The organism is Priestia sp. YIM B13490 (assembly GCF_042787735.1).
Taxonomy (GTDB): Bacteria; Bacillota; Bacilli; order Bacillales; family Bacillaceae_H; genus Priestia; species Priestia megaterium.
The window spans coordinates 841,878-867,231 of sequence record NZ_JBHZOT010000002.1 but is presented as its reverse complement, the minus strand read 5'-3'; the positions used below and the strand labels follow the sequence as shown (position 1 = coordinate 867,231).

Annotated in this window: 23 protein-coding genes; 19 read left to right on the top strand and 4 right to left on the bottom strand. The window is 38.7% G+C overall.

Annotated elements, in window-relative coordinates:
- The first annotated feature begins 320 nt into the window (after positions 1–320).
- From argC to ACFX4R_RS09640, 11 genes are all read left to right on the top strand, one after another.
- Positions 321–1,364, top strand: a complete 1,044-nt coding sequence (argC, locus tag ACFX4R_RS09690) for an N-acetyl-gamma-glutamyl-phosphate reductase (RefSeq protein WP_043980519.1) — start codon at positions 321–323, stop codon at positions 1,362–1,364.
- A 45-nt stretch (positions 1,365–1,409) separates the two neighbouring features.
- The gene (argJ, locus tag ACFX4R_RS09685; RefSeq protein WP_162213615.1) at positions 1,410–2,645 is read left to right on the top strand and encodes a bifunctional ornithine acetyltransferase/N-acetylglutamate synthase; all 1,236 of its coding nucleotides are present in this window, start codon (positions 1,410–1,412) and stop codon (positions 2,643–2,645) included.
- A 12-nt stretch (positions 2,646–2,657) separates the two neighbouring features.
- The gene (argB, locus tag ACFX4R_RS09680; protein WP_165575567.1) at positions 2,658–3,482 is read left to right on the top strand and encodes an acetylglutamate kinase; all 825 of its coding nucleotides are present in this window, start codon (positions 2,658–2,660) and stop codon (positions 3,480–3,482) included.
- Positions 3,448–4,602, top strand: coding sequence for an acetylornithine transaminase (locus ACFX4R_RS09675; protein ID WP_043980513.1), 1,155 nt, complete (start codon positions 3,448–3,450; stop codon positions 4,600–4,602). Before argB ends, ACFX4R_RS09675 begins: the two co-directional genes overlap by 35 nt.
- Positions 4,603–4,672: 70 nt before the next feature.
- Positions 4,673–5,746, top strand: coding sequence for a carbamoyl phosphate synthase small subunit (locus tag ACFX4R_RS09670; protein WP_043980511.1), 1,074 nt, complete (start codon positions 4,673–4,675; stop codon positions 5,744–5,746).
- Positions 5,739–8,849 (top strand): carbamoyl-phosphate synthase (glutamine-hydrolyzing) large subunit, encoded by a 3,111-nt coding sequence (locus ACFX4R_RS09665; RefSeq protein WP_237074505.1) that lies wholly within the window; start codon positions 5,739–5,741, stop codon positions 8,847–8,849. Before ACFX4R_RS09670 ends, ACFX4R_RS09665 begins: the two co-directional genes overlap by 8 nt.
- Positions 8,846–9,796, top strand: a complete 951-nt coding sequence (gene argF / locus ACFX4R_RS09660) for an ornithine carbamoyltransferase (protein ID WP_013081737.1) — start codon at positions 8,846–8,848, stop codon at positions 9,794–9,796. Before ACFX4R_RS09665 ends, argF begins: the two co-directional genes overlap by 4 nt.
- A gap of 103 nt (positions 9,797–9,899) precedes the next feature.
- Positions 9,900–10,544, top strand: a complete 645-nt coding sequence (locus ACFX4R_RS09655) for an SDR family oxidoreductase (protein WP_097824328.1) — start codon at positions 9,900–9,902, stop codon at positions 10,542–10,544.
- Positions 10,545–10,673: 129 nt separating this feature from the next.
- Complete coding sequence (locus ACFX4R_RS09650; RefSeq protein WP_013055394.1) at positions 10,674–10,853, top strand: YjzC family protein; 180 nt, start codon at positions 10,674–10,676, stop codon at positions 10,851–10,853.
- Between the two features lie 114 nt (positions 10,854–10,967).
- Entirely contained in the window at positions 10,968–13,571 is a 2,604-nt protein-coding gene (gene clpB, locus ACFX4R_RS09645; protein ID WP_377569432.1) for an ATP-dependent chaperone ClpB, read from the top strand.
- Positions 13,572–13,770: 199 nt separating this feature from the next.
- Complete coding sequence (locus tag ACFX4R_RS09640; RefSeq protein WP_014461601.1) at positions 13,771–14,022, top strand: hypothetical protein; 252 nt, start codon at positions 13,771–13,773, stop codon at positions 14,020–14,022.
- A 28-nt stretch (positions 14,023–14,050) separates the two neighbouring features.
- On the opposite strand, the gene ACFX4R_RS09635 is transcribed toward ACFX4R_RS09640, so the two are convergent.
- Complete coding sequence (locus ACFX4R_RS09635) at positions 14,051–14,944, bottom strand: helix-turn-helix domain-containing protein (RefSeq protein ID WP_013081740.1); 894 nt, start codon at positions 14,942–14,944, stop codon at positions 14,051–14,053.
- A gap of 338 nt (positions 14,945–15,282) precedes the next feature.
- On the opposite strand from ACFX4R_RS09635, the gene ACFX4R_RS09630 reads away from it, so the two are divergent.
- Positions 15,283–16,461 (top strand): galactokinase, encoded by a 1,179-nt coding sequence (locus tag ACFX4R_RS09630; RefSeq protein WP_043980494.1) that lies wholly within the window; start codon positions 15,283–15,285, stop codon positions 16,459–16,461.
- Positions 16,462–16,491: 30 nt separating this feature from the next.
- Entirely contained in the window at positions 16,492–18,015 is a 1,524-nt protein-coding gene (galT, locus tag ACFX4R_RS09625; protein WP_377569429.1) for a UDP-glucose--hexose-1-phosphate uridylyltransferase, read from the top strand.
- 42 nt (positions 18,016–18,057) lie between these two features.
- Here galT and ACFX4R_RS09620 read toward each other — a convergent pair whose 3' ends face one another.
- Together ACFX4R_RS09620 and ACFX4R_RS09615 are read right to left on the bottom strand one after the other, a co-directional pair.
- A complete protein-coding gene (locus ACFX4R_RS09620; RefSeq protein ID WP_237074507.1) occupies positions 18,058–18,942 on the bottom strand; it encodes an NAD(P)-dependent oxidoreductase in 885 nt (294 codons plus the stop codon).
- 202 nt (positions 18,943–19,144) lie between these two features.
- Positions 19,145–19,333 carry a YjzD family protein gene (locus ACFX4R_RS09615; RefSeq protein ID WP_013055400.1) on the bottom strand — a complete coding sequence of 63 codons (189 nt, stop codon included), beginning with the start codon at positions 19,331–19,333 and terminating at the stop codon, positions 19,145–19,147.
- Between the two features lie 209 nt (positions 19,334–19,542).
- On the opposite strand from ACFX4R_RS09615, the gene ACFX4R_RS09610 reads away from it, so the two are divergent.
- The 3 genes from ACFX4R_RS09610 (at position 19,543) to ACFX4R_RS09600 (ending at position 21,621) form a co-directional block, all read left to right on the top strand.
- Positions 19,543–20,283, top strand: a complete 741-nt coding sequence (locus ACFX4R_RS09610; RefSeq protein ID WP_043980490.1) for a hypothetical protein — start codon at positions 19,543–19,545, stop codon at positions 20,281–20,283.
- 181 nt (positions 20,284–20,464) lie between these two features.
- Positions 20,465–21,349 (top strand): NAD-dependent epimerase/dehydratase family protein, encoded by an 885-nt coding sequence (locus tag ACFX4R_RS09605; RefSeq protein ID WP_016763037.1) that lies wholly within the window; start codon positions 20,465–20,467, stop codon positions 21,347–21,349.
- Between the two features lie 77 nt (positions 21,350–21,426).
- Positions 21,427–21,621 carry a ComZ family protein gene (locus tag ACFX4R_RS09600; RefSeq protein ID WP_013081746.1) on the top strand — a complete coding sequence of 65 codons (195 nt, stop codon included), beginning with the start codon at positions 21,427–21,429 and terminating at the stop codon, positions 21,619–21,621.
- A gap of 28 nt (positions 21,622–21,649) precedes the next feature.
- On the opposite strand, the gene ACFX4R_RS09595 is transcribed toward ACFX4R_RS09600, so the two are convergent.
- Positions 21,650–21,850 carry a hypothetical protein gene (locus tag ACFX4R_RS09595; protein WP_016763038.1) on the bottom strand — a complete coding sequence of 67 codons (201 nt, stop codon included), beginning with the start codon at positions 21,848–21,850 and terminating at the stop codon, positions 21,650–21,652.
- Positions 21,851–22,106: 256 nt separating this feature from the next.
- Here ACFX4R_RS09595 and ACFX4R_RS09590 point away from each other — a divergent pair, with 256 nt between their 5' ends.
- The 3 genes from ACFX4R_RS09590 to ACFX4R_RS09580 all read left to right on the top strand — a co-directional run bounded on the left by ACFX4R_RS09590 (position 22,107) and on the right by ACFX4R_RS09580 (position 25,206).
- On the top strand, positions 22,107–23,045 hold the full coding sequence (locus ACFX4R_RS09590; RefSeq protein ID WP_013081747.1) for a beta-ketoacyl-ACP synthase III: 939 nt from the start codon (positions 22,107–22,109) through the stop codon (positions 23,043–23,045).
- A gap of 39 nt (positions 23,046–23,084) precedes the next feature.
- Entirely contained in the window at positions 23,085–24,326 is a 1,242-nt protein-coding gene (gene fabF / locus ACFX4R_RS09585; RefSeq protein ID WP_013055405.1) for a beta-ketoacyl-ACP synthase II, read from the top strand.
- Positions 24,327–24,432: 106 nt separating this feature from the next.
- Entirely contained in the window at positions 24,433–25,206 is a 774-nt protein-coding gene (locus ACFX4R_RS09580; protein ID WP_060746425.1) for a DUF2268 domain-containing putative Zn-dependent protease, read from the top strand.
- Positions 25,207–25,354: the final 148 nt, after the last annotated feature.

The window sequence follows — 25,354 nt, the reverse complement described above, 5'->3', positions numbered from 1 at the left end:
TGCTACTTATTAATCTATTAAGTTAGAACAGTCTGTATATGCTGTACGTCCACTGGCCGTATAAAAAATATCATACGGATGATTTTTATCGATATTCTTATTATACACAAAAACAACCAGTGTTTTCCAAAAATATCTGTGAACAATTTCTAAACAAAAATAGAAAGTTAGTTATAAAAATAAAAACTTATGAATAAATAAAAATGTTTAAAAATATAGAATAAAGTGTTGGATTTTTTAAATATTCATTTGATTTTATTTTTATACGGTATTATAATGATAAATAATTCAAATAGATACGTGGAAAAAGGAGTTTTAAAATGAAAGAATACAAGGTAGGAATTGTTGGAGCAACAGGGTATGGAGGAGTAGAACTGATTCGTTTGTTAGCGAATCACCCACATTTTTATGTTTATGCAGTTTATTCATCCTCTCAGGATGGGATGGAACTAGCAGAAGTTTATCCTCACCTTTCTAATACTGTATATACGCTGCAAGATATAAACCCTAAGAAGATGGCTGAAGAATTAGATTTAGTGTTTACAGCAACTCCGTCCGGTGTTTCTAGCAAACTTGTACCTCAATTAATAGAAGAAGGAATAAAAGTGGTAGATCTATCTGGAGATTTTAGATTAAAAACAGAAGCGCTTTATGAAAAATGGTACAAAAAGCCTGCTGCAGCTGAAGCATTTTTACAGCAGTCTGTGTATGGATTATCAGAATGGTTTGCAGACGAAGTCGAAAGCAGTACGTTCGTTGCGAACCCGGGGTGTTATCCAACAGCTACACTGCTTGGGCTAGCTCCCCTCGTTAGTAAACAAATGGTAAAATCAAACTCTATTATCATTGATGCAAAGTCCGGGATCTCAGGAGCAGGACGCGGTCTTTCGCAAATGGCTCATTATGCTGAAATCAATGAAAATATGAAAATATACAAAGTTAATCAACATCAGCATATCCCAGAAATCGAATCTATTTTAGAAAAGTGGGATGAAGAAATTGGCCACGTTACGTTCAATACGCACTTAGTTCCAATGACGCGAGGGATTATGAGTACAATATACGCTGAACTTTCTAAAGAAAGCTCAGTACAAGAGCTTCATCAGCTATATGTAGATACATATCAAAACTCCCCGTTCGTTCGCGTTCGAAAAGCTGGTGAATTTCCGTCTACTAAAGAAGTAAGTGCATCAAATTATTGCGATATCGGTGTTGCATTTGACGAACGAACAAAGCGTGTCACGATTGTTTCTGTCATTGATAACTTAGTTAAAGGGGCAGCCGGTCAGGCCATTCAAAATGCCAATATCATGATGGGGTTTGAACAGCAAGCGGGTATCGGGCTACTGCCTGTCTTCCCATAAAGACACAGCATCACTAATCACGATAAAAGCAGGAGGGAACGTATAGTGATTACGGTTAAACAAACGAAAGAAAAGATAAAGAAAATAGAGAACGGTACAATTGTAACGCCGCTAGGGTTTTCAGCAGATGGCGTTCACGCTGGTTTACGTTATGCTAAAAAAGATTTAGGAGTTATTGTAAGCGACGTGCCAGCTAATTGCGCGGCTGTTTACACGCTTAATGCCTTTCAAGCAGCGCCTTTAGCTGTTACAAAAGAAAGTGTAGCGGTGGAGCAGAAGCTGCAAGCGATCGTTGTGAACAGCGCATGTGCAAATGCATGTACTGGAGAACAAGGATTAAAAGATGCATACCAAATGCGAAATACATGTGCAGAAAAGCTTAATATCCTACCTCATCATGTAGCGGTAGCTTCTACAGGCGTAATTGGAGAGCTTCTAGATATGAAAAAAATTGTTAAAGGTATTGGGTTATTAAGTCCTTCATCGAACAAAGAAAAAGCAGAAGAATTTCAAACGGCTATTTTAACAACAGATACAGTGATGAAGTCAGCTTGCTATGAAACAAAAATTGACGGCAAAGTAGTTACCATTGGAGGCACAGCGAAAGGATCAGGCATGATTCACCCAAATATGGCTACGATGCTTAGCTTTATCACAACAGATGCTAAGGTTGAAGCTTCAGTGCTACAAGATGCGCTAAGTTCTATTACAAATAAAAGCTTTAATCAAATTACAGTGGATGGTGATACGTCCACCAACGATATGGTTGTTGTTTTAGCAAATGGAAAAGCTGATCACCAGTCGCTTACACCAGATCATCCTGAATGGAATTCGTTTTATGAAGCACTGCGCTTGACGTGTGAAGATTTAGCCAAACAAATTGCACGCGACGGTGAAGGAGCAACAAAACTAATTGAAGTAAACGTATCTGGTGCTCATACAAACGAAGAAGCAAATGTGATTGCTAAACAAATTGTGGGCTCGAACCTAGTGAAAACGGCCATGTATGGAGCCGATGCTAATTGGGGACGAATTATTTGTTCAGTTGGATACAGCGGAGTAGCGCTTAATCCAGAAACAGTGAATGTTTCGTTAGGCAATATCCAGATGTTAGAAAACAGTCAGCCTGTTTCATTTAGTGAAGAAGAAGCAAAGGCTTATTTAGAAAATGATACGGTCGAAGTCTATGTGGACTTACAGCAGGGAAGTGGGATCGGCAAAGCGTGGGGCTGCGATTTGACTTACGATTATGTCAAAATCAATGCCAGTTATCGAACGTAAGGAGAGAGTGAAATGAGCAATGAAAAAATCGTCGTTGTAAAATGTGGAGGCAGCATTGTCAACCAGTTAACAAGCGCTTTTTTTGAAAGCATTCAGCAGCTAAAAGCAAATGGATATCAGATCATTGTTGTGCACGGAGGCGGACCTGATATTCAAGATACGCTTACCAAACTTCACATTGAAACGGAATTTGTAGATGGGCTTCGAAAAACGTCCAAAGAAGCATTAGAAGTTGTGACGATGGTATTAGCAGGCAAGGTTAATAAGCAGCTTGTAAAAGATCTACAAAAAGCGAACTTAAAAGCGGTAGGACTATCAGGAATTGATGGATTATTGCTTAAAGCAGAGGCAATTGATGTGGAACGTCTAGGTTACGTTGGAGAAGTAAAAGGCGTAAACGATACATTATTAAAACAACTAACTGACAGTAAGTATATTCCAGTTGTTTCTTCCATTGGAGCAGATGAAGAAGGTAATAGCTATAATATTAATGCTGACGTGGCAGCCGGAGCCGTTGCACAAGCAGTAAATGCTGAAAAGCTGATGTTTGTAACGGATGTAAAAGGTGTGTTAAAGGATGGAGCATTGCTTCCTGAGCTTACAAAGTCAGAGATTGATGCACTTATTGAAGAAAAAGTAATTTATGGCGGAATGATTCCGAAAGTAACATCAGCGGTAAATGCGTTATCTCCTTTGCTTGAAGAAGTTCATATTATTAGCGGAACTGATGGATTTTTAGATAAGGAAGGGAAGCTGATTGGTACAGCAATTAAATATAGTGGAAAAGGTGGAGAAGATAGCGATGAGTTCATTGTTTCCAACATATCAACGGTTTGATATCCATGTGGAAGAGGCGCAAGGAACAAAATTAATAGATAACAAAGGAAATGAGTATTTAGATTTTATTTCAGGTATCGCTGTTTGTAACGTAGGTCATCGTCATCCTGATGTTCAAAAAGCGGTCGAAGAGCAGTTAAATAAAGTGTGGCACGTGTCAAATTTATTTCATCAATCGATTCAAGAAGACGTAGCAGGTAAGCTTGTGGAACACTCAAACGGTGATGCAGTATTTTTCTGTAACAGCGGTGCAGAAGCCAACGAAGCGGCGATTAAATTAGCGCGCAAGTACACACAAAAACACAAAATTATTACGTTTACAAAATCATTTCATGGACGTACATTTGCTACAATGACAGCTACAGGGCAGGCAAAAATTCATGATGGCTTCGGTCCTCTTGTTAATGAGTTTGTTTACGTGCCATACAATGATGAAGAAGCATTAAAACAAGAAGTGGACGACAGCGTAGCAGCCATTATGGTTGAAGTCATTCAAGGAGAAGGCGGAGTGGTTCCAGGAACCGAAGCATTTTTATTAACCATTCAAGAGCTGTGTAAAAAGCACGAAGCACTGTTTATAGTCGATGAAGTGCAAACTGGAATCGGCAGAACAGGAAAACCATTTGCTTATCAGCATTTTAACGTTTCACCAGATATTATTACAGCAGCTAAAGGATTAGGAAGCGGAATGCCGGTTGGTGCGATGATTGGAAAAGGATATCTCAAAGAAGCATTTGGACCTGGTACTCACGGAACAACCTTTGGAGGAAACCCAATTGCACTAGCTTCAGCCAAAGCAACCTTAAACATTATTTTTAATGAAGCATTTTTGGCAGAGGTTACAGAAAAAAGCCTTTATTTTACCAATGCTTTGAAAAATAGCTTAGCAGCTTATTCATTTGTAACCGATGTTCGCGGAAAAGGTTTTATGATTGGAATTGAATGCGGGGAACATCAGTCAGCATTGCTTGCAGCTATGCGTGAAAAAGGATTGCTAGCACTGGGAGCAGGACCGCATGTAGTACGATTGCTGCCGCCTTTAACTGTAACAAAAAAAGAGTTGGACCAAGCGATTCATATCATTGAAGAAGCGTTTAGCCAAACAAAAATTACTTCATAATACAAATTTTTTTGAATATGTTTGTATAAAAATTCTGTTTTATAAATAATTATTCGAAGAGGGATGCACAATGAACGGATATTTACACTTAGCAAACGGCGATTCGTTCGCCGGACACATTGAACATACAGCAACGCACCAGGCAAAAGGAGAAATTGTTTTCTTTACTGGAATGACTGGTTATCAAGAAGTTGTGACTGATCCATCTTACAAAGATCAAATTATCGTCTTTACGTACCCTTTGATTGGGAACTATGGTATCAATGAAAAAGATTATGAAAGCAAAAAGCCTCACGTAGCAGGCGTTGTCGTATACGAATGTTCAGATGAAGGGTTCCATTACGAAGCGATGTACAGCTTTAAACAATATTTAAAGAAATGGAACATTCCGCTTATTACACATGTGGATACGAGAGCGGTCGTAAAACGAATTCGAAAAGAAGGTACGATGCAATCTGCCTTTTCGACATCTGCTGAATCGCCAGCATTTACTGCTGAATGCGATGGATATGTAGTAAAAGAAGTATCAACAAAAGAGCCTGTTACTTACGGAAACGGTGAAAAACACGTTGTATTAATGGACTTTGGGTATAAAAAATCAATTTTACAAGAGCTGTTAAATCGAGAGTGCAAAGTAACAGTTGTTCCTTATTCTACAAGCTCTTCAAAAGTAAAAGAGCTGCAGCCGGATGGCATTGTCTTATCAAACGGACCTGGAGATCCAACTCAAGTGAGCAGTCAGCTGGATGAATTAAAAGAAATTATTTCATCGTATCCAACTTTGGGAATTTGCTTTGGACATCAGTTAATTGGGCTCGCTTTTGGGGCGCAAACCAAAAAGCTGGCGTTCGGTCACCGAGGAGCTAATCAGCCTGTAATTGATTTAACGACTAACAAAGTGTGTATGACTTCTCAAAATCACAGCTATGTCGTAGATGAACAGACGATTACGTCTACGCCATTAAACGTTCGATTTAAAAATGTGAATGACGGATCGGTTGAAGGTTTAATGCATAAAGACCTTCCTGTTATGTCGGTTCAATATCATCCAGAAGCACACCCTGGACCAAGTGACAGCACGTATATCTTTGATGAATTTATGACGAAAGTACAGCAAGTAGGGAGCGGAAAAGTATATGCCTAAAGACCAAACGTTAAAAAAGATTTTAGTAATCGGATCAGGACCAATCGTAATCGGGCAAGCAGCAGAATTTGATTATTCAGGAACTCAGGCATGCTTGTCATTAAAAGAAGAAGGTTATGAAGTTATCTTAATCAATAATAATCCAGCTACAATTATGACGGACACTCACGTAGCAGATCGAATCTATTTTGAACCATTAACAGTAGACTGCGTAGAGAAAATTATTGCAAAAGAAAAGCCCGATGGTTTGTTAGCCACATTAGGCGGACAGACGGGTTTAAACTTAGCCCTTGAGCTTCATGAACAAAACATTTTGCCAAAATATGATGTGAAACTTTTAGGAACGCCGATTGAATCAATTAAAAAAGGTGAAAGCCGTGAAGAGTTCCGCGCATTGATGAATGAACTGAATGAACCGGTGCCGGAAAGTGAAGTTGTTACAAAAGTAGAAGAAGCGTTAGCTTTTGCCAAGAAAATTGGTTTTCCTGTTATTGTACGTCCTGCTTATACGTTAGGCGGAACGGGCGGAGGAATTGCTCATTCTATGGAAGAGCTTGAAAAGCTTTCAGCGTCAGGTTTACGTGAAAGTGCTATTACTCAATGCTTAATTGAAAAAAGCATCGCTGGATTTAAAGAGGTTGAGTACGAGGTTATGCGCGACGTAAACAATACGTGCATCACCATTTGTAATATGGAAAACATTGATCCCGTAGGCGTTCATACTGGAGATTCGGTAGTCGTTGCTCCTTCTCAAACGTTAACAGACGTGGAATATCAAATGCTTCGCTCTGCTTCAGTTAAAATTATTTCATCGCTTGGCATTATTGGCGGTTGCAACATTCAGTTTGCGCTTGATCCAAAAAGCAAGCAGTACTATTTAATTGAAGTAAATCCGCGTGTGAGCCGTTCGTCTGCTCTTGCATCAAAAGCAACTGGCTATCCGATTGCTAAAATTGCTGCAAAGCTATCGGTAGGCTACACGCTTCATGAGTTATTAAATCCTGTGACGGGAGACACGTATGCAAGCTTTGAACCTGCTCTTGACTATGTAGTAGTGAAATTTCCAAGATGGCCGTTTGACAAGTTTTTCTACGCTGAAAGAACGCTTGGCACCCAAATGAAAGCAACTGGAGAAGTAATGGCTATTGACCGTAACTTTACACGTAGCTTCCAAAAGGCATTATCTTCTTTAGAAATTGACTTACAAGGATTAGAAGTAGAAGAACTGCAAGAACTTTCAACAGATGAATTAAAAAGCAAGCTGGGCGAACAAAGCGATGAGCGTATTTTTGTTATCCTTGAGCTTTTACGCCGAGGCACAACGCCTGAGTATATCCATGAAGTAACACAAATTGATTATTTCTATTTAACACACTTTGCACAGCTGATTAAAATGGAAGCCTCTTTAAAAGAAGTGCGTTTTGATTCGATTACAGCTGAACACTTTAAACAAGTAAAGGAGCATGGTTTTACAGATGCGTATCTAGCAAACGTATGGAATGTGCCGGAGCTTGACGTAAGAGCGAAACGTAAAGCACTACATATTACGCCAAGCTATAAAATGGTGGATACATGTGCAGCGGAATTTGAATCTTCAACAGCTTATTTCTACTCTAGTTACTACGGGGAAAGTGAGATTGAACCATCAACGAATAAAAAAGTTGCGATTATCGGTTCTGGACCAATTCGTATCGGGCAAGGAGTAGAGTTCGACTACAGCTCTGTACACGGTGTGCTAGCTCTTGAAAAAGAAGGATACGAAACGATTTTAATTAACAATAATCCAGAAACGGTAAGTACGGATTTTGAAGTAGCAGATCGCTTATATTTCGAACCTGTAACAGTAGAAGACGTATTAAATGTTCTTGATGCTGAAAATGTGACAGATGTAATTGTTCAATACGGAGGTCAAACGGCTATTTCGCTTGTTAAAGGTCTAGAAGAAGCTGGTGTTAATTTATTAGGTATTACAAATGATGTCATTGATGCGCTTGAAGATCGTGACCTGTTTTATAAGCTCTTAGACGACTGCGATATTCCTCATATTCCAGGTGAAATGGCGAAAGACGCGAAAGAACTTGTACAAAAAGCAAAAGATACGGGATTCCCATTACTCATTCGTCCTTCTTACGTGATTGGCGGAAAAGGAATGCTGACAATTCAAAACGAAACGGAGCTTCAGTCTTGTTTACCGGCTATTAAAGCGTCTCATTTCCCAATGCTTATTGATGCTTACTTCCCTGGAAAAGAAGCAGAAGTTGATGTGGTAGCAGACGGAAAAGATGTGTTGATTCCGACAATCGTTGAACATATTGAAAAAGCCGGCGTTCATTCAGGAGACAGCTATGCGCTTTTACCAGCAAAAACAGTAGAAGCAGCACATAAAGAAAAAATGGTGAGCTACGCTCAAAAAATTGTAAACAAACTTCAATATAAAGGGATTATGAATATCCAATATGTTATTTACAACGATGAAGTCTACATGCTGGAAGTTAATCCGCGTGCCAGCCGTACAGTCCCTGTAGTAAGCAAAGTGTGCAACACGCCGCTTGTTTCGCTATCAACTCAAATATTGCTTGGGAAATCATTGTCGGAAATTAGTGAAAAGCTAGGTTTATTGCCGGATCCAGCTTACACAACTATCAAGTTTCCAGTGTTTTCGACAAGTAAATTATCAGGAGTTGATCCACTTGTTGGACCGGAAATGAAGTCAACTGGTGAAGGAATTGCGATTTCTTCAACGATTGAAGAAGCAGCAAAAAAAGTATTCCATCAGTATGTGTTAAGTAAAAAAGGTGCTGCAGAAGTGTATATCAACGGAGAAGCGCAGGGCCTTGAAGAACTTGTGCAAAGCGCGGGCTTAACTCTTGTTAAAGATAAAGAAGTTAGTGAATGGGTGAAAACGAAAGAAGCTTTATTATATGTAAGTTTACAGCCTGAAGATAAAGAAAGCCGTATGTCAGCATTAAAACACGGTTTAATGGTTATGACGGAGGCAGAAACGGCTTCGCTATTTTTCCAATCGTTCCAAGTCGATGAATATCACGTTTCATCACTGCAAGAATGGTTTCAAAAAACTAAAAAGGAAGTGACAGTATCATGAGTACAGTATCGGTAAATACGAATTTAAAAGGAAAAGATTTGCTTACACTTAAAGATTTATCATCAGACGATATTATGTCACTTTTGGAAAGCGCCATTGAGCTGAAAGAAAAGCATAAAAATGGTGAAATCGTAACATCGTTAAAAGGAAAAACGCTGGGGCTCATTTTTGAAAAATCTTCAACAAGAACAAGAGTCTCATTTGAAGCGGGAATGATGCAGCTTGGAGGAAACGCCCTCTTTTTAAGCAGCCAGGATTTACAGATTGGGCGCGGAGAAACGATTGCTGATACAGCACGCGTACTATCTGAATTCATCGATGCTATAATGATTCGTACGTTTGAACACAGCAAGATCGAAGAGCTTGCAGATTACGCATCCATTCCCGTTATTAATGGTTTGACAGATGATTATCATCCTTGTCAGGCTCTAGCTGATTTATTAACGATTTACGAGCACAAGAAATCATTTGAAGGGCTAAAAGTAGCTTATGTTGGAGACGGAAATAATGTAGCGCATTCGTTAATGATTGCCTGTGCAAAAATGGGAATAGATATTTCAATTGGATGCCCTGATGGATATGAGCCAAAAGACTTTGTCACAGCTTATGTTCATGAAATAGCTGCTACAACAGGTGCGAAGGTTACGATTACAAAAGATCCTGTAGAGGCTGTGAAAAATGCCGATGCTATTTATGCAGACGTATGGACAAGTATGGGACAGGAAGAAGAAGCACAGCAGCGTTTGAAAATATTTGCTCCTTATCAAGTAAATGAAGAACTAGCTGCCTATGCTAAGTCAGACTATTTATTTCTGCACTGTTTGCCTGCGCATCGTGAAGAAGAAGTAACAGCAAGCATTATTGACGGACCAAATTCTGTTGTTTTTCAGCAGGCTGGAAATCGTATGCATGTACAAAAAGCTTTGCTGCAAGCCATTTTAGCTTAAGAGAAAAACCCTTTCTGAGAATATCAGAAGGGGTTTTTTGTTTAAAGGGAATTAATTGTGGGAACACCAACTGTATACTAAACAGAACGAAAGGTGATTTATGATGAAAGTATTAGTTGTTGGAGCAAACGGAACAACAGGAAAACAAGTGGTAGAAAAAGTTGCAAACAGCAAGCAGCACGAAGCTTATGCGATGATTCGCGACGAAAAGCAAGCAGACGCGTTAAAGAAGCTGGGTGCCAACGTTGTGCTTGGTGACTTGGAGCAAGATGTTTCAGATGCTTTAAGAGGTATGGACGCTGTCATATTTGCAGCAGGGTCTGGAGGACATACGGGAGACGAAAAAACAATCGCTGTGGATCAAAACGGCGCTAAAAATATCATTGATGAAGCAAAAAATCAAGGTGTAAAGCGCTTTGTTATGTTAAGTTCAATGGGAACAGACGCACCTGAACAAGGACCAGAAGGCTTACAGCTTTACCTGCGTGCAAAAGCGATAGCGGATGAATACTTAAAACAGTCTAATCTACAGTATACAATTGTACGACCAGGAACTTTATCGAATGATCAAGCTACTGGGAAAATTGATATCAATAATGATATTGAAGATAAATCTCAGACGATTCCCCGAGCAGATGTAGCAGCCGTACTTGTAGAATGTCTAAACGAAGAAGCTACGATAGGAAAAACGTTTGAAATGCTAGCTGGAGAAACTGAAATCGAACAAGCTATCAAATTTACTCATTAATATAAAAGGGCGGATCTAAAGGTCTGCTCTTTTTCTCTGCCTAATATGAAAACATCTCCATTATGAAACAGAAATCTTAAGGGAATAGTATAGGAGAACATTTCATTTCAGGAATGAGGAGGCAGGACAATGGGACAAAATCGTCATTTCACACCGGGTCAAAAAGCTCCTAATAACGGAGTGTATATTGAAATTGGTGAAACAGGAAGTAACGTAAATAATCCTCAAAAGGTTAAATTAAAAGCAGGAGAGCGTTTTCCAGAGACGGCCAACGATGATCGCCACTGGACGTACATGCGTAAGCCTTAAATAGTAAAAAATAAAGAAGCCATTCTAAATTGAATGGCTTTACTTGTTTTCCTATTGCTGGGTATAATGAAATAAAGGTCAATAAAGGTCAAATGTATCGAAGGAGGATGTTCAATGGATATAAATAAAATGACCCAAAAATTGCAAGAAGGCGTGATGGAAGCGCAGTCCGAAGCTATTAAACGAAATCAGCAGGAAGTAGATATTGTTCATTTGCTTTATACGCTCATTCATCAGCAAGATGGTATTGCTCCTCGCATACTAGATCATTTACATATCGATCATCAATCTTTTCAGCAGCAGGTAAATCAATTGCTTGCGAAAAAACCAGCCGTTACAGGAAGTGGTGCTGAAGCAGGGAAGGTTTATATTACGAATAAACTTCAGCAGCTGTTTGTTAAAGCTCAAGAAGAAGCATCTCGTTTGCAAGATGATTACGTTTCAGTTGAGCACATCTTTTTAGCATTAGCACAGGAACCGTCTTCTAGTGAATATGGCAAGTTATTTTCAAGTCAAGGTATAACAAAAAAAGCTCTACAAGATGTGCTTACCAGCCTTCGAGGAAATCAGCGAATTACAAGTCAAAATCCCGAAGTCACATATGAAGCGTTAGCTAAATATGGAAGAGACTTAGTAGCAGAAGTACGAGCAGGCAACATTGATCCAGTCATTGGACGAGACGGAGAAATTCGCCGCGTTATCCGCATTTTATCGCGAAAAACAAAAAACAATCCAGTTTTGATCGGAGAACCTGGCGTTGGTAAAACAGCGATTGTTGAAGGTCTAGCACAGCGTATTGTTCGCCGAGATGTGCCTGAAGGATTAAAAGATAAAACCATCTTTTCATTAGATATGGGAGCTTTAGTAGCAGGAGCGAAATTCAGGGGAGAATTTGAAGAGCGTTTAAAAGCTGTTCTTCAAGAAGTTAAGAAAAGCAACGGTCAAATTCTTTTATTCATTGACGAGCTTCATACAATCGTTGGAGCAGGCCGTACGGATGGAGCGATGGATGCAGGGAATATTTTAAAACCAATGCTTGCTAGAGGAGAACTTCACTGTATAGGAGCTACAACTCTTGATGAGTATCGTCAGTATATTGAAAAAGATCCAGCGCTTGAAAGACGCTTTCAACAGGTGCTGGTTGAAGAACCTTCAGTAGAAGATACAATCTCTATTTTACGTGGTTTAAAAGAACGATTTGAAATTCATCACGGGGTGAATATTCACGACCGAGCGATTGTTTCAGCAGCGGTTATGTCTGATCGTTATATCTCAGACCGCTTTTTACCTGATAAAGCAATTGATTTAATTGATGAAGCATGCGCAACTATTCGAACAGAAATTGATTCGATGCCATCAGAATTAGATGAAGTTACACGACGTGTCATGCAGCTTGAAATTGAAGAAGCGGCATTAAGTAAAGAAACAGATCAAGCAAGCATCACAAGGTTAGAGGCAATTCGAAAAGAAGTCTCTGATTTAAGAGAACGTGCAGATATAATGAAGCTGCAGTGGGAAAAAGAAAAGCAGTCGATTCAAACGGTGCAAGATGTCCGGGAGCAGCTTGAAAAAGCGAAGCGAGACCTAGAAGAAGCTGAAGGGAAATATGATTTAAATAAAGCAGCTGAACTTCGCCACGGACGCATTCCAGCTCTTGAAAAAGAACTAAAACAGCTGGAAGAAACAGCTGCTGAAAAAGCACAAGAAAACCGTTTGTTAAGAGAAGAAGTAACAGAAGAAGAAATTGCTGAAATTGTAGGAAGATGGACGGGAATTCCGGTATCAAAACTAGTTGAAGGGGAAAGAGAAAAGCTGTTGAAGCTTGAGTCAATTTTACAGCAGCGTGTGATTGGGCAAGATGAAGCTGTATCCTTAGTGACGGATGCTGTGATTCGCGCACGGGCAGGCATTAAAGACCCGAACCGTCCGATTGGGTCATTTATTTTCCTAGGACCTACCGGAGTAGGAAAAACGGAGCTAGCCAAAACGCTGGCACATTCTTTATTTGACAGTGAAGAACAAATGGTTCGTATTGATATGTCTGAGTACATGGAAAAGCATGCGGTCTCTAGGCTTATAGGAGCGCCTCCTGGCTATGTAGGATACGAAGAAGGCGGCCAGCTAACGGAAGCGGTGAGACGCAAGCCTTATTCAGTCGTTTTGTTAGATGAAATTGAAAAAGCCCATCCCGAAGTATTTAATGTGCTCCTTCAAATACTAGATGATGGAAGAGCAACAGATTCAAAAGGAAAAGTCATTGATTTTAAAAATACAGTTATTATTATGACGTCGAATATCGGTTCTCAATTTTTATTAGACGGTTTAACAAGTGAAGGCGAGATTACTGAAAAAGCCAGAGAGCAAGTGATGGCTCAATTAAGACAGCATTTTCGTCCAGAATTCTTAAATCGAGTAGACGACACGATTTTATTCAAACCGCTAACTGTTCATGAAGTAAAAGGGATTATTGATAAGCTATTGGTTCAGCTTGAAAAGCGTTTATCCGATCGTCATATTTCGTTAACGTTAACAGAAGAAGCAAAAAATTATATTGCAGCCTCCGGATTTGATCCGGTATACGGAGCTCGCCCTTTAAAAAGGTTTATTCAAAAATATATTGAAACAAAAATTGCCAGAGAATTAATTGCAGGGCAAATTGAAGATTATAGTCAAGTGACAGTTGATATAAAAGATGATAAGTTTGTTGTCAGCGTATAAGTTTCCTAAAAAGACCATTCATGATAAATTGAATGGTCTTTTTTTGCTATTAAAAGCAGCTCTTCTTTTAAAATAAATAAAAAGAAATGAAAGAAAATACGTGAGAGCTAAGCGTAAAAACTTATTCAGTTTTAGGTTGTAGAATATATCTAATTCATTTATGATAATACAAAATGGGCAAAGGAGCATGAATGAGCACATGAAGGACCGTATAGAGCTTATATATGACGAAGCATACGATTTTATAGATCAGGCATTAACTAAAATAAGAGCGCTGGATAAAAATGATCTTCAAGCTGAAAATGAAGAAGTGCAGGAAAAGGCAGAACGGACAGAGTTTGCACTTCAAGCTGCACGAGATATTTTAGAAAATATGATTATCCCGGGTAAAAAATTGACTTTTATTTACGAAAAAGGTTCTGTGGTAGTAGAAATTCCCGATAAAAAATAAAAACGACTTCCTTTTATGGAAGTCGTTTTTATTTTGGCAATGCAAAGTGCTCATCAATGGATGCATCACTTTTTCGATACTGCCCGGGTGTCATATTGGTTGTTTTGCGAAATACTTTTGTTAAATAATTGGCATTTGCATAACCGACGTTTTCAGCAATTTCTTCGATTGAGTACTTGGTTTGATGCAATAGCTCGGCCGCTTTTTGAATGCGAAGCTTCGTTAAATATTGAATCGGCGTAATCCCAGTTGTTTGTTTGAATAACCGGCTAAAATGATAGCGAGATAAATGAGCTGCATCTGCCATTTCATCCGGACCGATTTCTTCATGATAATGATTACGGGCAAATAAAATAGAGCTAATGATACTTTCAGGCCAATCTTCTGTAAAACTGTCCATGCTTTTAATATATTGGTACAGCTCCATTACAAAGCGGTAAGATAAGCTTGAGGCATGAAATGGATCTGCTATATGTTTTTCGCTTGCCCGCTTATATATTTGAGCAAGCAGCTGAACAGGTGCTGATTCAGGATGAAACCGTATTACAGGAGAGTGGGTTGACTGAATATAATCCCAGCATTTTTGTACTTCATCTCCGTATAATGTAAGAAAAATAAACTCCCAGTTTTCACTTTCCTTTGGTAAGTAATAGCGATAATTTCCAGGTATATTGACGATGAATGCTTTCCCAGCATCCACTTTATATTCTTGTCCATCTATTTCAATCATTCCGTACCCAGAAACCGTGTATTGAAAAATATATTTCCCTACGTCTTTTCGCTGATTTCCGCTCCAGTTATAAAGGGGAGAGAAAACTTCATCCCACCCAACAGACCATAGCTGCGCAACTTCATTTGTGCGGGATTCTAAAAACCTGTATGCGTACGTTGAATATTCTTGAGCTTGGAAATGTGAGAGCAAATTTTCACCTTCTTTTTGAAATAAAGTAGTACTTAATTCTTACTTTAACGTAATCGCTTTCATTTTTCTATAATTTTTTGAAAATATCGTGATTATTTTTAGGGAATGTCTCTAAATCTATTATTTTCTTATCATTTGCAAGTCAAGGCTCATATAAAGATAACACCTTTTTGGCGCAAGAGTAGTTCATCGTCAATTCAAAAGAATCATTTTTAAAGGGATAAGCAAAAAAGTACCGATTATCGATAGTAATTTTACCATTGAGGCAAGGAAAATTGGACTTTACAATGTACATATGAATCCGTTTCCAAAAAACTACTTAAAATAGGTGATAATAAATGCTGGGAAAATTAATCGAAGAGTTCAAACAAATATTTCATTCGTCAGAAGCTATTCGCTGCTTTTTTGCGCCAGGGCGTGTCAATTTAATTGGAGAACATACTGATTATAATGGAGGGCATGTTTTTCCTTGTTCATTGAGTATAGGAACGTATGCGGTAGTACAAAAACGTCATGATCAAAAAATACGTATGTACTCAAAAAACTTCTCTGAAGCAGGCGTTATTGAATCCTCTTTAGAGCAATTAACGTACAAAACCGAAGATGATTGGGCTAATTATCCAAAAGGAGTAATGGATACCTTTAAAAAGCACGGATATGACCTTCCTTTTGGATTTGATATCTTGTTTTTCGGCAACATTCCTAATGGAGCAGGACTTTCATCGTCGGCATCAATTGAGTTAGTCACATGCGTACTTTTAAATAAAATTCTTGAATTGAATATTGATATGATGGACCTTGTAAAAATGGCGCAGCAAGCTGAAAATGAATTTATCGGCGTAAGCTGCGGGATTATGGATCAGTTTGCAATTGGAATGGGAAAAGAAAATCAAGCCGTATTGTTAAACTGTCAAACTCTTGAATACCAGTATAGCCCGCTGCAGTTAACAGATGCTGTGCTCGTTATTTCTAACACAAATAAGCGAAGAGGGCTGGCAGATTCAAAATATAATGAGCGCCGCATGGAGTGTGAAAGAGCGCTGGCAGATTTACAAACGTCACTTTCCATTAATTCGCTTGGTGATTTAACCAAAGAACAATTTGAAAAGCATAAATTTTTGATACAAAACGAAGTAGATTGTAAGCGCGCTAAACATGCGGTATATGAAAATGAACGCACAAAAGAAGCGGTTGCTAAATTGCAAAACGGTGATTTAGAAGGGTTTGGTCAATTGATGAATGAATCGCACTGCTCACTGCGAGATGACTATGAAGTAAGCGGGAAAGAACTAGATGCTCTTGTAGAAGCAGCTTGGTTGCAAGAAGGTGTGATTGGATCACGCATGACAGGTGCAGGCTTTGGCGGCTGTACAATCAGTATCGTACAAAAAGCACAGGTTGATAGGTTTATTGAGGAAGTAAAAGACGCCTACTATAAGAAAACAAGTTTAGAAGCTGAATTTTATGTGGTTACGGTTGGAGAAGGAGCGCGTGAACTCACATTAGAAGCAGTATAAGAGAAAACAGATAGAGAAAGGAACGAGTGTATGTCAGTCAACATTCATGAAGAAATCACCCGACTTATTCAATATGGTTTACAAAAGAATCTATTAACAAAATGGGATATAGATGTGGTGAGAAATAAACTGCTGGAAGTGTTAAAGCTCGACGAATGTATTATAGTAGAAGTCAAAGAAGAACGTCTAGAACATCCAGCTGCTATTTTAGACAACATGCTTGATTGGGCTGCAGAAAACAATCGAATCGCCGAGAATTCTATCACGTATAGAGATTTATTCGATACCAAAATAATGGGATGCTTTGCAAGCATGCCTTCAGAGGTTAATCGGACATTTTATGATCACTATCAGCAAAGCCCCCAAAAAGCCACAAGCTATTATTATAAGCTGTCAAAAGACATTCACTATATTCGCAGAGATCGAATTGCTAAAAACGAAAGGTGGGTAACAAAAACTGACTTTGGAGAACTTGAAATTACTATCAACTTATCAAAGCCGGAAAAAGATCCAAAAGCAATTGCAGCAAGCAAATCATTGAAGGAAAGCAACTATCCGCTGTGTCTTCTATGTAAAGAAAATGCTGGTTATGCAGGTCGTATTAACCACCCAGCTCGTCAAAATCACCGGATTATTCCTGTGGAATTGCAGGAAGAGCTGTGGTACATGCAGTTTTCACCTTATGTCTATTATAATGAACATGCCATTGTTTTTGCGAGTGAACATACACCCATGCATATTTCAAAGCAAACGTTTAAGCGGCTGCTTGCCTTCGTTGAACAATTTCCACATTATTTTTTAGGGTCAAATGCAGATTTACCCATCGTAGGAGGATCTATTTTAACTCATGACCACTTTCAAGGCGGCTATCATGATTTTCCTATGGCTAAAGCAAAAATAAATAAATTGTTCTCTCTTAAAGCATATCCAAACGTGAAAGCTGGAATTGTTCATTGGCCGATGTCGGTCGTTCGTCTTCAAAGTTCGCACCTTGCACCATTAGTAGAAGCAGCGGATTTCATTTTGAGGAAATGGAAATCGTATAGTGATCAAAGTGCTGATATTTTAGCTTTTACAGATCAAACTCCTCACAACACGGTCACGCCTATTGCTAGGAAAAGAGGGGATTTGTACGAATTAGATTTAGTACTGCGAAACAATCGAACAAACGGCAAACATCCAGATGGCATTTATCATCCCCATGCAGAAGTTCATCATATCAAAAAAGAGAACATAGGTTTAATCGAAGTAATGGGGCTTGCGGTTTTACCCGGTCGTTTGAAAGACGAAATGAGTCTAGTGGCCGAAGGGTTAGTTCAGAATAACCTGAGCGAGTTAGCCAGCAGACATGATCAAGTGCAAAAACACGTGAAGTGGGCGGAACAAATCAAGAAAAAATATCCACATATTGAAGAGCAAAATGTCCAAAGCATTCTCAAACAAGAGCTCGGTTTGGTCTTTGCAACTATTTTAGAACATGCAGGTGTGTTTAAACAAAACACTGAAGGGCAGCTCGCATTCAGTCGTTTTATGAATTCGTTAAATGAAGCGTAAATCATTAATAAAAACAGGCAGCTCGTAATGAGCTGCCTGTTTTTATACAGTTAGGGCATGCTGTTTTAAAAGGGTGTACAGAGCCTGTGTCCCTTTACTATCATCGCCTTGTTTTTCGAGCTGTTCATAAAGCGATTTTGCTAACTTTAGCCCTGGTGTATACAACTCCATTTCTTCAGCTGACTCAATGGCAATTTTCATATCTTTAATAAAGTGTTTAATATAAAAACCTGGTTCGAAGTCTCCTTTAATCATGCGAGGAGCTAAATTGCTTAACGACCAGCTTCCAGCTGCTCCTGTTTCAATACTTTTTAAAACGGTGTTTGGATCTAACCCAGCTCTTTCAGCATAGAGTATCGCTTCACACACGCCCATCATATTAGAGGCAATAGCAATTTGATTGCACATTTTTGTATGTTGACCAGCACCAGCGCTTCCTTGAAGAACGATATTTGTCCCCATTTTTTCAAGTATAGGCGTAACGGCAGAGAATGCTTCAGAATCGCCTCCTACCATAATCGCTAATGTTGCTTTCTGAGCCCCAATATCGCCTCCTGAAACAGGAGCGTCAAGCGCATGAATGTGCTTCTCTTTTGCTGCTTGATAAATCTCACGAGCAAGTATAGGGCTTGATGTCGTCATATCAATTGTATAGCAGCCTTTCTTTGCATTATGTATAATGCCGTCTTTTCCTAAATAAATCTCTTTTACATCGTGAGGGTAGCCTACCATGGTGATAATAACATCAGATTGTTCTGCCACTTCTTGAACGGTTTCTTTCCAGTTGGCCCCTTTTTCAAGTAGTGCTTGAGCACGAGTTTTTGTTCGCGTATAAACAAGGACTTCATATCCTGCGTCAATTAAATGCCCGGCCATGCTTTGACCCATAACGCCTGTTCCGATAAAACCAATTTTTTCTTTAGTCACAGCAGTATTCACTCCTAAAATTAATAGTTTGATTATTCTAAAATTATATAGTTAAAGGTTGGGATAATCAATGATTATGAATGTATATAAATGTAAAAAACAGCTTCAGTCATTTGTTTTGAATACGAGTTAACGAAAGAAATTGCTGAGAAGAGCTTATGCCAAAAGATAAAAAAAGCGCTGGCTTTACAGCCAACACTTTTTAGTGATGATTATTTGCTGGTTTATTCGGTACACCCAGTTCTCCAATCAAAATTACAACTAGCGTGAAAACTACTCCAAGGATGGAAGCGGTTGCGAAACTGTAAGTACCGCCCGTCATTGCAGAGATTACGTACACTGCCATATTCATTAGTAAAAAGCCCCAAACAAAAGCCATTACGACACGCATTCTATTCACCTCGTTTACAGTACAGTTTGATTTCATTTTAGCATATAGCAGTCAAATAAGAAATTGAATTTTTTATGAATAAATAAGGGGCGTGTTCCCATGCAGAAACAAAAGAGCAATAAGTCAGAAATAGGCATTATTCTAGTGCGCTTTTTGATGGTTCTATCATACACTGTATGGAACAACTAGTAAGTTACGGAGGAAGAGCTATGATACATCGACGCTTTTTTAGCTTAGATACGCAATGGAATGTCGTACATGTCCCTGAACGACCGAATGGTTTCGGTGTGTTAGTATTGGGTGATAAAGATCATTTTGTTGAAAGTTCAACTAGCTTATGGATTCAGCATGGCGGAAGGTCACAGCTGTTGCAATGTTTACAAGATGAAGGATACACAGTATTTTATTCCAATTTATATGGGCGGCATTGGGGGTCTCCTGAAGCATATCACCTTGCAAAACAACTTTATCATTTAGTAATGAAACAAGAAATTTTAAATAAACGAATTCATATTTTAGCTGAAGGAATGGGGGCTCTGTTAGCGCTGCAGCTAATGGAAAATGACGGGAATACGTTCGTTCGATCAGCTGGTTTACTAAATCCATGTATTGATCTTCATACGCATGCAGAACATGAAAAAAACAATAAATTCTTTTATAAACAATTCACGAAGGACTTGACTCAAGCTTATAAAGTGGAGCGGAAGCAAGTATCAAAGTTAATTAAGGAGTACCCTTCTGTTACAGAATTAAAATCAGCGCTGCCCGTGAAGATATGGACGGCGCCTAATGCCTCTACTCATTATCCAATTGCACACAGTAAAAAATATGAACTACATCGTGAAGAACTTCACTCTCCGATTATGCTTTCACTTTATTTACCGGAAAAAAACTATTTGTTTGAACGGTCCCTTCTCCAATTTTATAAACAGCATGAAAAAGTGTTATAAGCAAAGCTTCTATGATTATACATATCATAGGGGCTTTTTGTATAAGAGATAAAATGAAAAAAGAGTTCATGATGCTTTTACAGATGAACCTCTTTGAAATAAGGAATGAGTGCCCTCTATAACTATAGGGATTTAAGCTTTTTGTTGAATAAATGATGAATGAAGAATTGGAGGAAGCGATATGGGAAATGTAGTAGTAATAGGGGCAAACCGCTTTATTGGTTTTCATTTATGTATGGCTTTTTTAGACGAAGGTACAGAAGTAAAAGGGTATACGCATTCTGCTCATAAAGAAGAAGATGATTTGCAGGAAGAGATGAAATTTTTCTTAGGGAGAAACGCTAATTATGCATCGACTGAAGTTGGAGAGTCATTAGATATGATTACCTCAGAAACGGATGTTGTCTACTTTACGTATTTCGATGGAGGAGATTTTTATCATCCTGATTTTTTAAGACAAGAAATGCAAAAAGCACAGCAAGTGCTCATTCAAGCGCTTAACAAATGCCGTCAATTCAACATTCGGTTTGTGTTTGTTTCTACCATGCGCGTATTTGGAGACCAGCAGCGAAAAATTGAAGAAACAACGATTCCAGAACCGGACAGTAGTGAAGGAAGGCTATACGTTCATTTTGAGCGAATGATAGAGAAATATAAAGATGATGGATGGCCCATTATAATTGTCAGAACGCCGACTCTTTACGGACCTTGGCAGCCTTTGTCAATGTGCTATTCCAAAAATATTGCCGGGTACGAAGAGGCTTTTGACATTATGGAAGGCACGGATTTTATTATTTATATTGAAGATGCCGTCAGTGCACTTAGACGCTGTAAAACTGCTGCATATTCATATGAAGTCGTTCATTTAGTTGAAGAAAAGTTACAGCCTTGGAGCGCAGGAGCAAACATTACTCATATGGAGGTGAAGGAAGAAGCGGCTCAAGAAAAATATGAAATCAGCAGGAAAGCGAAAGAACTGCTGCATTTTTCTTCAAAAGTAACGGCTAAAGAAGGCATTTATCTGCAAAAAAAACATATGAGAACATTCTTTTTACCTCTTCATTAAAAGGAGAAAGTTGTACTTATAGAATAGATTCGCTAATATAAGGAGGAATAAATGTTTTTAATAAAGGAGATTTCACTATGGAAGAGCAAAATATGCAATTCATGCAAATTGCAATGAAGTACTTGCCAGAAGCAAAACAGATCTTAGATGAAACAGGCGTTGAGTTATCAATGGAACACGTACAGCCGGTATTGACATTACTAACAAAAGTAATGAACGATGCCTATGAGCTTGGCAAGCAAGATGCATTAGCTGAAAATGAAAACAACTAAAGAAAACAGCTCGGTAGAATCCGAGCTGTTATTTTTGTTTGGAAAATAAATCGACTAAAGGGGCAAACTGTTTAAGAAGAGGAGCTAGTTCTTCGACGGCGAGTACAATTTCATCGATTTGTTTAAATAATCGTTCCCACTCCTCTCGCTCTCTTTCTTCTTTTGATTTTCTGCGCCCAGCTCCAAACATAAAATCAGAAAAACCTTCATTTCTTTGTCTTCTTGCCATGATACTCATTCCTTTCACTATTTTAATGGTGGGTAAGTTCTTACCTAATGTCCCATACTAGAGTAAGAGGGTCCCGTATCATTACTATATGTAGCATGATAGATACCTGAGTAGGACGAACACCTATATAGACAAAAAATAAAAAATGAAGTAAAATTAGTACCAACTCATAATAATTGATTATATAATCGATAAATGAAATGACGGATATAGGTTTTATAGGAATATAAGCCTTTTATTTAAAGGAGAGGTTGATATGAACGCTGGTGTTCTAGGAATTGGACGTTATGTACCAGAGAAAGTTGTAACAAATTTAGATCTTGAAAAAGTAATGGATACATCAGATGAGTGGATTCGTACGCGCACAGGTATTCAAGAGCGCCGAATTGCAGCCGATAACGAGGACACATCTGATTTAGCTTATAAAGCAGCAGTTGAAGCTTTACATAAAGCTAACGTCGAGGCAGAAGATATTGACATGATCATTGTTGCTACGGTAACGCCAGATCAACCGTTTCCTACAGTATCATGTATGCTACAAGAAAAATTGGGAGCAAAAAAAGCAGCTTCTTACGATGTGAGTGCCGCATGTGCAGGGTTTATGTACGGCATGATTACAGCTAAGCAATTTATTGAAACCAATGCTTACAAGCATATATTAGTGGTCGGTGTAGAAAAGCTTTCTAAGATTACAGATTGGGACGACCGTAACACGGCTGTTTTATTCGGAGACGGAGCAGGTGCAGTTGTAATGGGACCTGTATCAGAAGGACGAGGTATTTTATCCTTTGAACTAGGGTCCGACGGTACGGGAGGTAAGCACTTGTATCAAAACGAGCTTGATCATATTGTCATGAACGGACGTGAAGTATTTAAGTTTGCTGTTCGACAAATGGGGGAATCTGCTGTTAATGTAATTGAAAAAGCAGGTTTAACAAAAGAGGATGTTGATTTTCTCGTACCTCATCAAGCGAATATTCGTATTATGGAAGCTGCAAGACAGCGATTAGACTTGCCTGAAGAAAAAATGTCTAAAACAATCCAGTACTACGGCAATACATCAGCAGCATCGATTCCAATTTCAATTGTTCATGAGCTTGAAGCAGGGAAAATTCAAGATGATGATTTAATTGTAATGGTTGGCTTCGGAGGCGGCTTAACATGGGGAGCTATTGCTATTAGATGGGGAAAATAACACTACATTTTTAAAGCAACTGAAGGAGATGAATGTACGATGAATAAAAAACGTGTAGTTGTAACAGGACTTGGTGGGCTTACACCAATTGGAAATGACGTAGAAACAGCTTGGAAAAACGCAGTAGCAGGCGTGTCTGGCGTTGGTCCTTTAACAAGACTAGATGCAGATGAATTCCCGGCTAAAGTAGCGGCTGAAGTAAAAGATTTTAACGTGGAAGATTTTATTGACCGCAAAGAGGCTCGTAAGATGGATCGCTTTACTCAATATGCAATGGTAGCTGCATTGGCGGCTGTTAAAGATGCGGATTTGACTATTACAGAAGAAATTGCTCCAAACGTCGGCGTTTGGATTGGTTCTGGAATTGGCGGTATGGAAACGTTTGAAAACCAATATTCAACGTTATTAGAAAAAGGTGCCCGCCGCGTAAGTCCATTCTTCATTCCGATGATGATTCCTGATATGGCAACAGGACAAGTTTCTATTGCTTTAGGGGCCAAAGGCGTGAACTCTTGTACGGTAACGGCATGTGCAACAGGTACAAACTCTATTGGTGATGCGTTTAAAGTCATTCAACGCGGAGATGCAGACGTGATGGTGACGGGCGGTACGGAAGCGCCAATCACGCGTTTATCTATTGCTGGTTTCTGTGCGAATAAAGCACTTTCTACAAATCCAGATCCTGCAACAGCATCTCGTCCGTTTGATAAAGACCGCGACGGCTTCGTTATGGGAGAAGGTGCGGGTGTTATTGTGCTTGAAGAGCTTGAACATGCACTAGCGCGCGGTGCACGTATTTATGCTGAAATTGTGGGTTATGGTTCAACAGGAGATGCTCACCATATCACAGCGCCAGCTCCAGGAGGAGAAGGCGGCGTTCGTGCAATGCGTCATGCCATTGAAGATGCAGGCCTACAGCCAAGTGATATTGATTACATCAATGCTCACGGTACAAGTACAGGATACAATGATAAATTTGAAACAATGGCCATTAAAGAAGTATTTGGCGACCACGCTCAAAAAGTAGCAATTAGTTCAACAAAGTCAATGACTGGACACTTGTTAGGAGCTGCTGGCGGAGTAGAAGCTATTTTTAGTGTGAAGGCAATTCAAGACGGTATTCTTCCTCCAACAATTAACTATCAAACACCTGATGAAGAGTGTGATTTAGACTACATTCCAAACAAAGCGCGTAAGCAAGAAGTAAAAGCGGTGCTAAGCAACTCACTTGGATTTGGCGGTCACAATGCAACAATCATCTTTAAAAAATACGAAGCATAATGAAAAATTCTAGGCTGATGCCTAGAATTTTTTTTATTTTTAATAACCAAAAGAGTAGCTGTGAACATATCATGAAACAAAAGGAAGAAGAAAGTGAGGGGAAAACATGCCGATTGTTTCAACTTCTACTTGGACGGAGCCGAAAGAAATAAGCCGTTATCTTGCGCGCTATTTTAAGAAATTAAAAGAAAAAGAATATATGGAATTACTTTTTAACTATGGAATGTGTCCGCCTTCTTTAATGTTTATAAAAGAATTAGAAGAAATGAAGAAAAGACAGGTTTGGAAGAAAGTTAAAGCACATTATGAGAAGCTTAAAAAAGCATGGAATGGGCCCGATGTAGCGGTGCTAGTGCTTCCAAGCAATCCTAGAAATCGAAAAATGCAGCGTGAATTTAATGGAAGAGCAGGTGTCGCTTTTACCGATAAATTATTTGTGTTTATGACAAGTCATACATCCGATGAAGAAATGTTAGCGGTGCTTACCCATGAATACCATCACGTTTGCAGGCTAAAAGCCATTAATAAATCTGATGAAACGATTACTTTGTTAGACGCTATGATGATGGAAGGGTTAGCTGAAAGAGCTGTAGAGGAGTATTGTGGTAAAAAATATTTAGCTCCGTGGACAAATTATTATACCATTGAAGAAGCTAAAAAAATGTGGGAAAAGCATGTTAAACCTTATTACAATCTCCGCGCCGACGAAAAGAAATATGATCAACTGTTATTCGGCCAAAATTGGTATCCAGAAATGATGGGCTACAATATTGGTTATCACCTTGTTACTTCATGTATGAAGCCTCACACTTTAACTACTACCGAGCTGCTTCCTCTTAGCACCAATACTATCTTAAAAAAATCTGCGTTCCAACTGTAAAAAAACAAGTTCTATATACCTAAAGTTAAAAATAGTAAATTTTATCCTATTTTCAACAAAAAATTAGGAGGTTTATGCGTTAAAGTGCCGAAGAGATATTCAGAAATCATTATTTTAAAAATAAAAAATATAATTAATTTTCAAAATA

Bases quoted from the DNA above. Each gene is read 5' to 3' on its own strand.
- argC (WP_043980519.1), top strand. From the start codon at position 321: ATGAAAGAATACAAGGTAGGAATTGTTGGAGCAACAGGGTATGGAGGA.
- argB (WP_165575567.1), top strand. From the start codon at position 2,658: ATGAGCAATGAAAAAATCGTCGTTGTAAAATGTGGAGGCAGCATTGTC.
- ACFX4R_RS09675 (WP_043980513.1), top strand. From the start codon at position 3,448: ATGAGTTCATTGTTTCCAACATATCAACGGTTTGATATCCATGTGGAA.
- ACFX4R_RS09670 (WP_043980511.1), top strand. From the start codon at position 4,673: ATGAACGGATATTTACACTTAGCAAACGGCGATTCGTTCGCCGGACAC.
- ACFX4R_RS09665 (WP_237074505.1), top strand. From the start codon at position 5,739: ATGCCTAAAGACCAAACGTTAAAAAAGATTTTAGTAATCGGATCAGGA.
- argF (WP_013081737.1), top strand. From the start codon at position 8,846: ATGAGTACAGTATCGGTAAATACGAATTTAAAAGGAAAAGATTTGCTT.
- ACFX4R_RS09655 (WP_097824328.1), top strand. From the start codon at position 9,900: ATGAAAGTATTAGTTGTTGGAGCAAACGGAACAACAGGAAAACAAGTG.
- ACFX4R_RS09650 (WP_013055394.1), top strand. From the start codon at position 10,674: ATGGGACAAAATCGTCATTTCACACCGGGTCAAAAAGCTCCTAATAAC.
- clpB (WP_377569432.1), top strand. From the start codon at position 10,968: ATGGATATAAATAAAATGACCCAAAAATTGCAAGAAGGCGTGATGGAA.
- ACFX4R_RS09640 (WP_014461601.1), top strand. From the start codon at position 13,771: ATGAAGGACCGTATAGAGCTTATATATGACGAAGCATACGATTTTATA.
- ACFX4R_RS09630 (WP_043980494.1), top strand. From the start codon at position 15,283: ATGCTGGGAAAATTAATCGAAGAGTTCAAACAAATATTTCATTCGTCA.
- galT (WP_377569429.1), top strand. From the start codon at position 16,492: ATGTCAGTCAACATTCATGAAGAAATCACCCGACTTATTCAATATGGT.
- ACFX4R_RS09615 (WP_013055400.1), bottom strand. From the start codon at position 19,333: ATGCGTGTCGTAATGGCTTTTGTTTGGGGCTTTTTACTAATGAATATG.
- ACFX4R_RS09610 (WP_043980490.1), top strand. From the start codon at position 19,543: ATGATACATCGACGCTTTTTTAGCTTAGATACGCAATGGAATGTCGTA.
- ACFX4R_RS09605 (WP_016763037.1), top strand. From the start codon at position 20,465: ATGGGAAATGTAGTAGTAATAGGGGCAAACCGCTTTATTGGTTTTCAT.
- ACFX4R_RS09600 (WP_013081746.1), top strand. From the start codon at position 21,427: ATGGAAGAGCAAAATATGCAATTCATGCAAATTGCAATGAAGTACTTG.
- ACFX4R_RS09595 (WP_016763038.1), bottom strand. From the start codon at position 21,850: ATGGCAAGAAGACAAAGAAATGAAGGTTTTTCTGATTTTATGTTTGGA.
- ACFX4R_RS09590 (WP_013081747.1), top strand. From the start codon at position 22,107: ATGAACGCTGGTGTTCTAGGAATTGGACGTTATGTACCAGAGAAAGTT.
- fabF (WP_013055405.1), top strand. From the start codon at position 23,085: ATGAATAAAAAACGTGTAGTTGTAACAGGACTTGGTGGGCTTACACCA.
- ACFX4R_RS09580 (WP_060746425.1), top strand. From the start codon at position 24,433: ATGCCGATTGTTTCAACTTCTACTTGGACGGAGCCGAAAGAAATAAGC.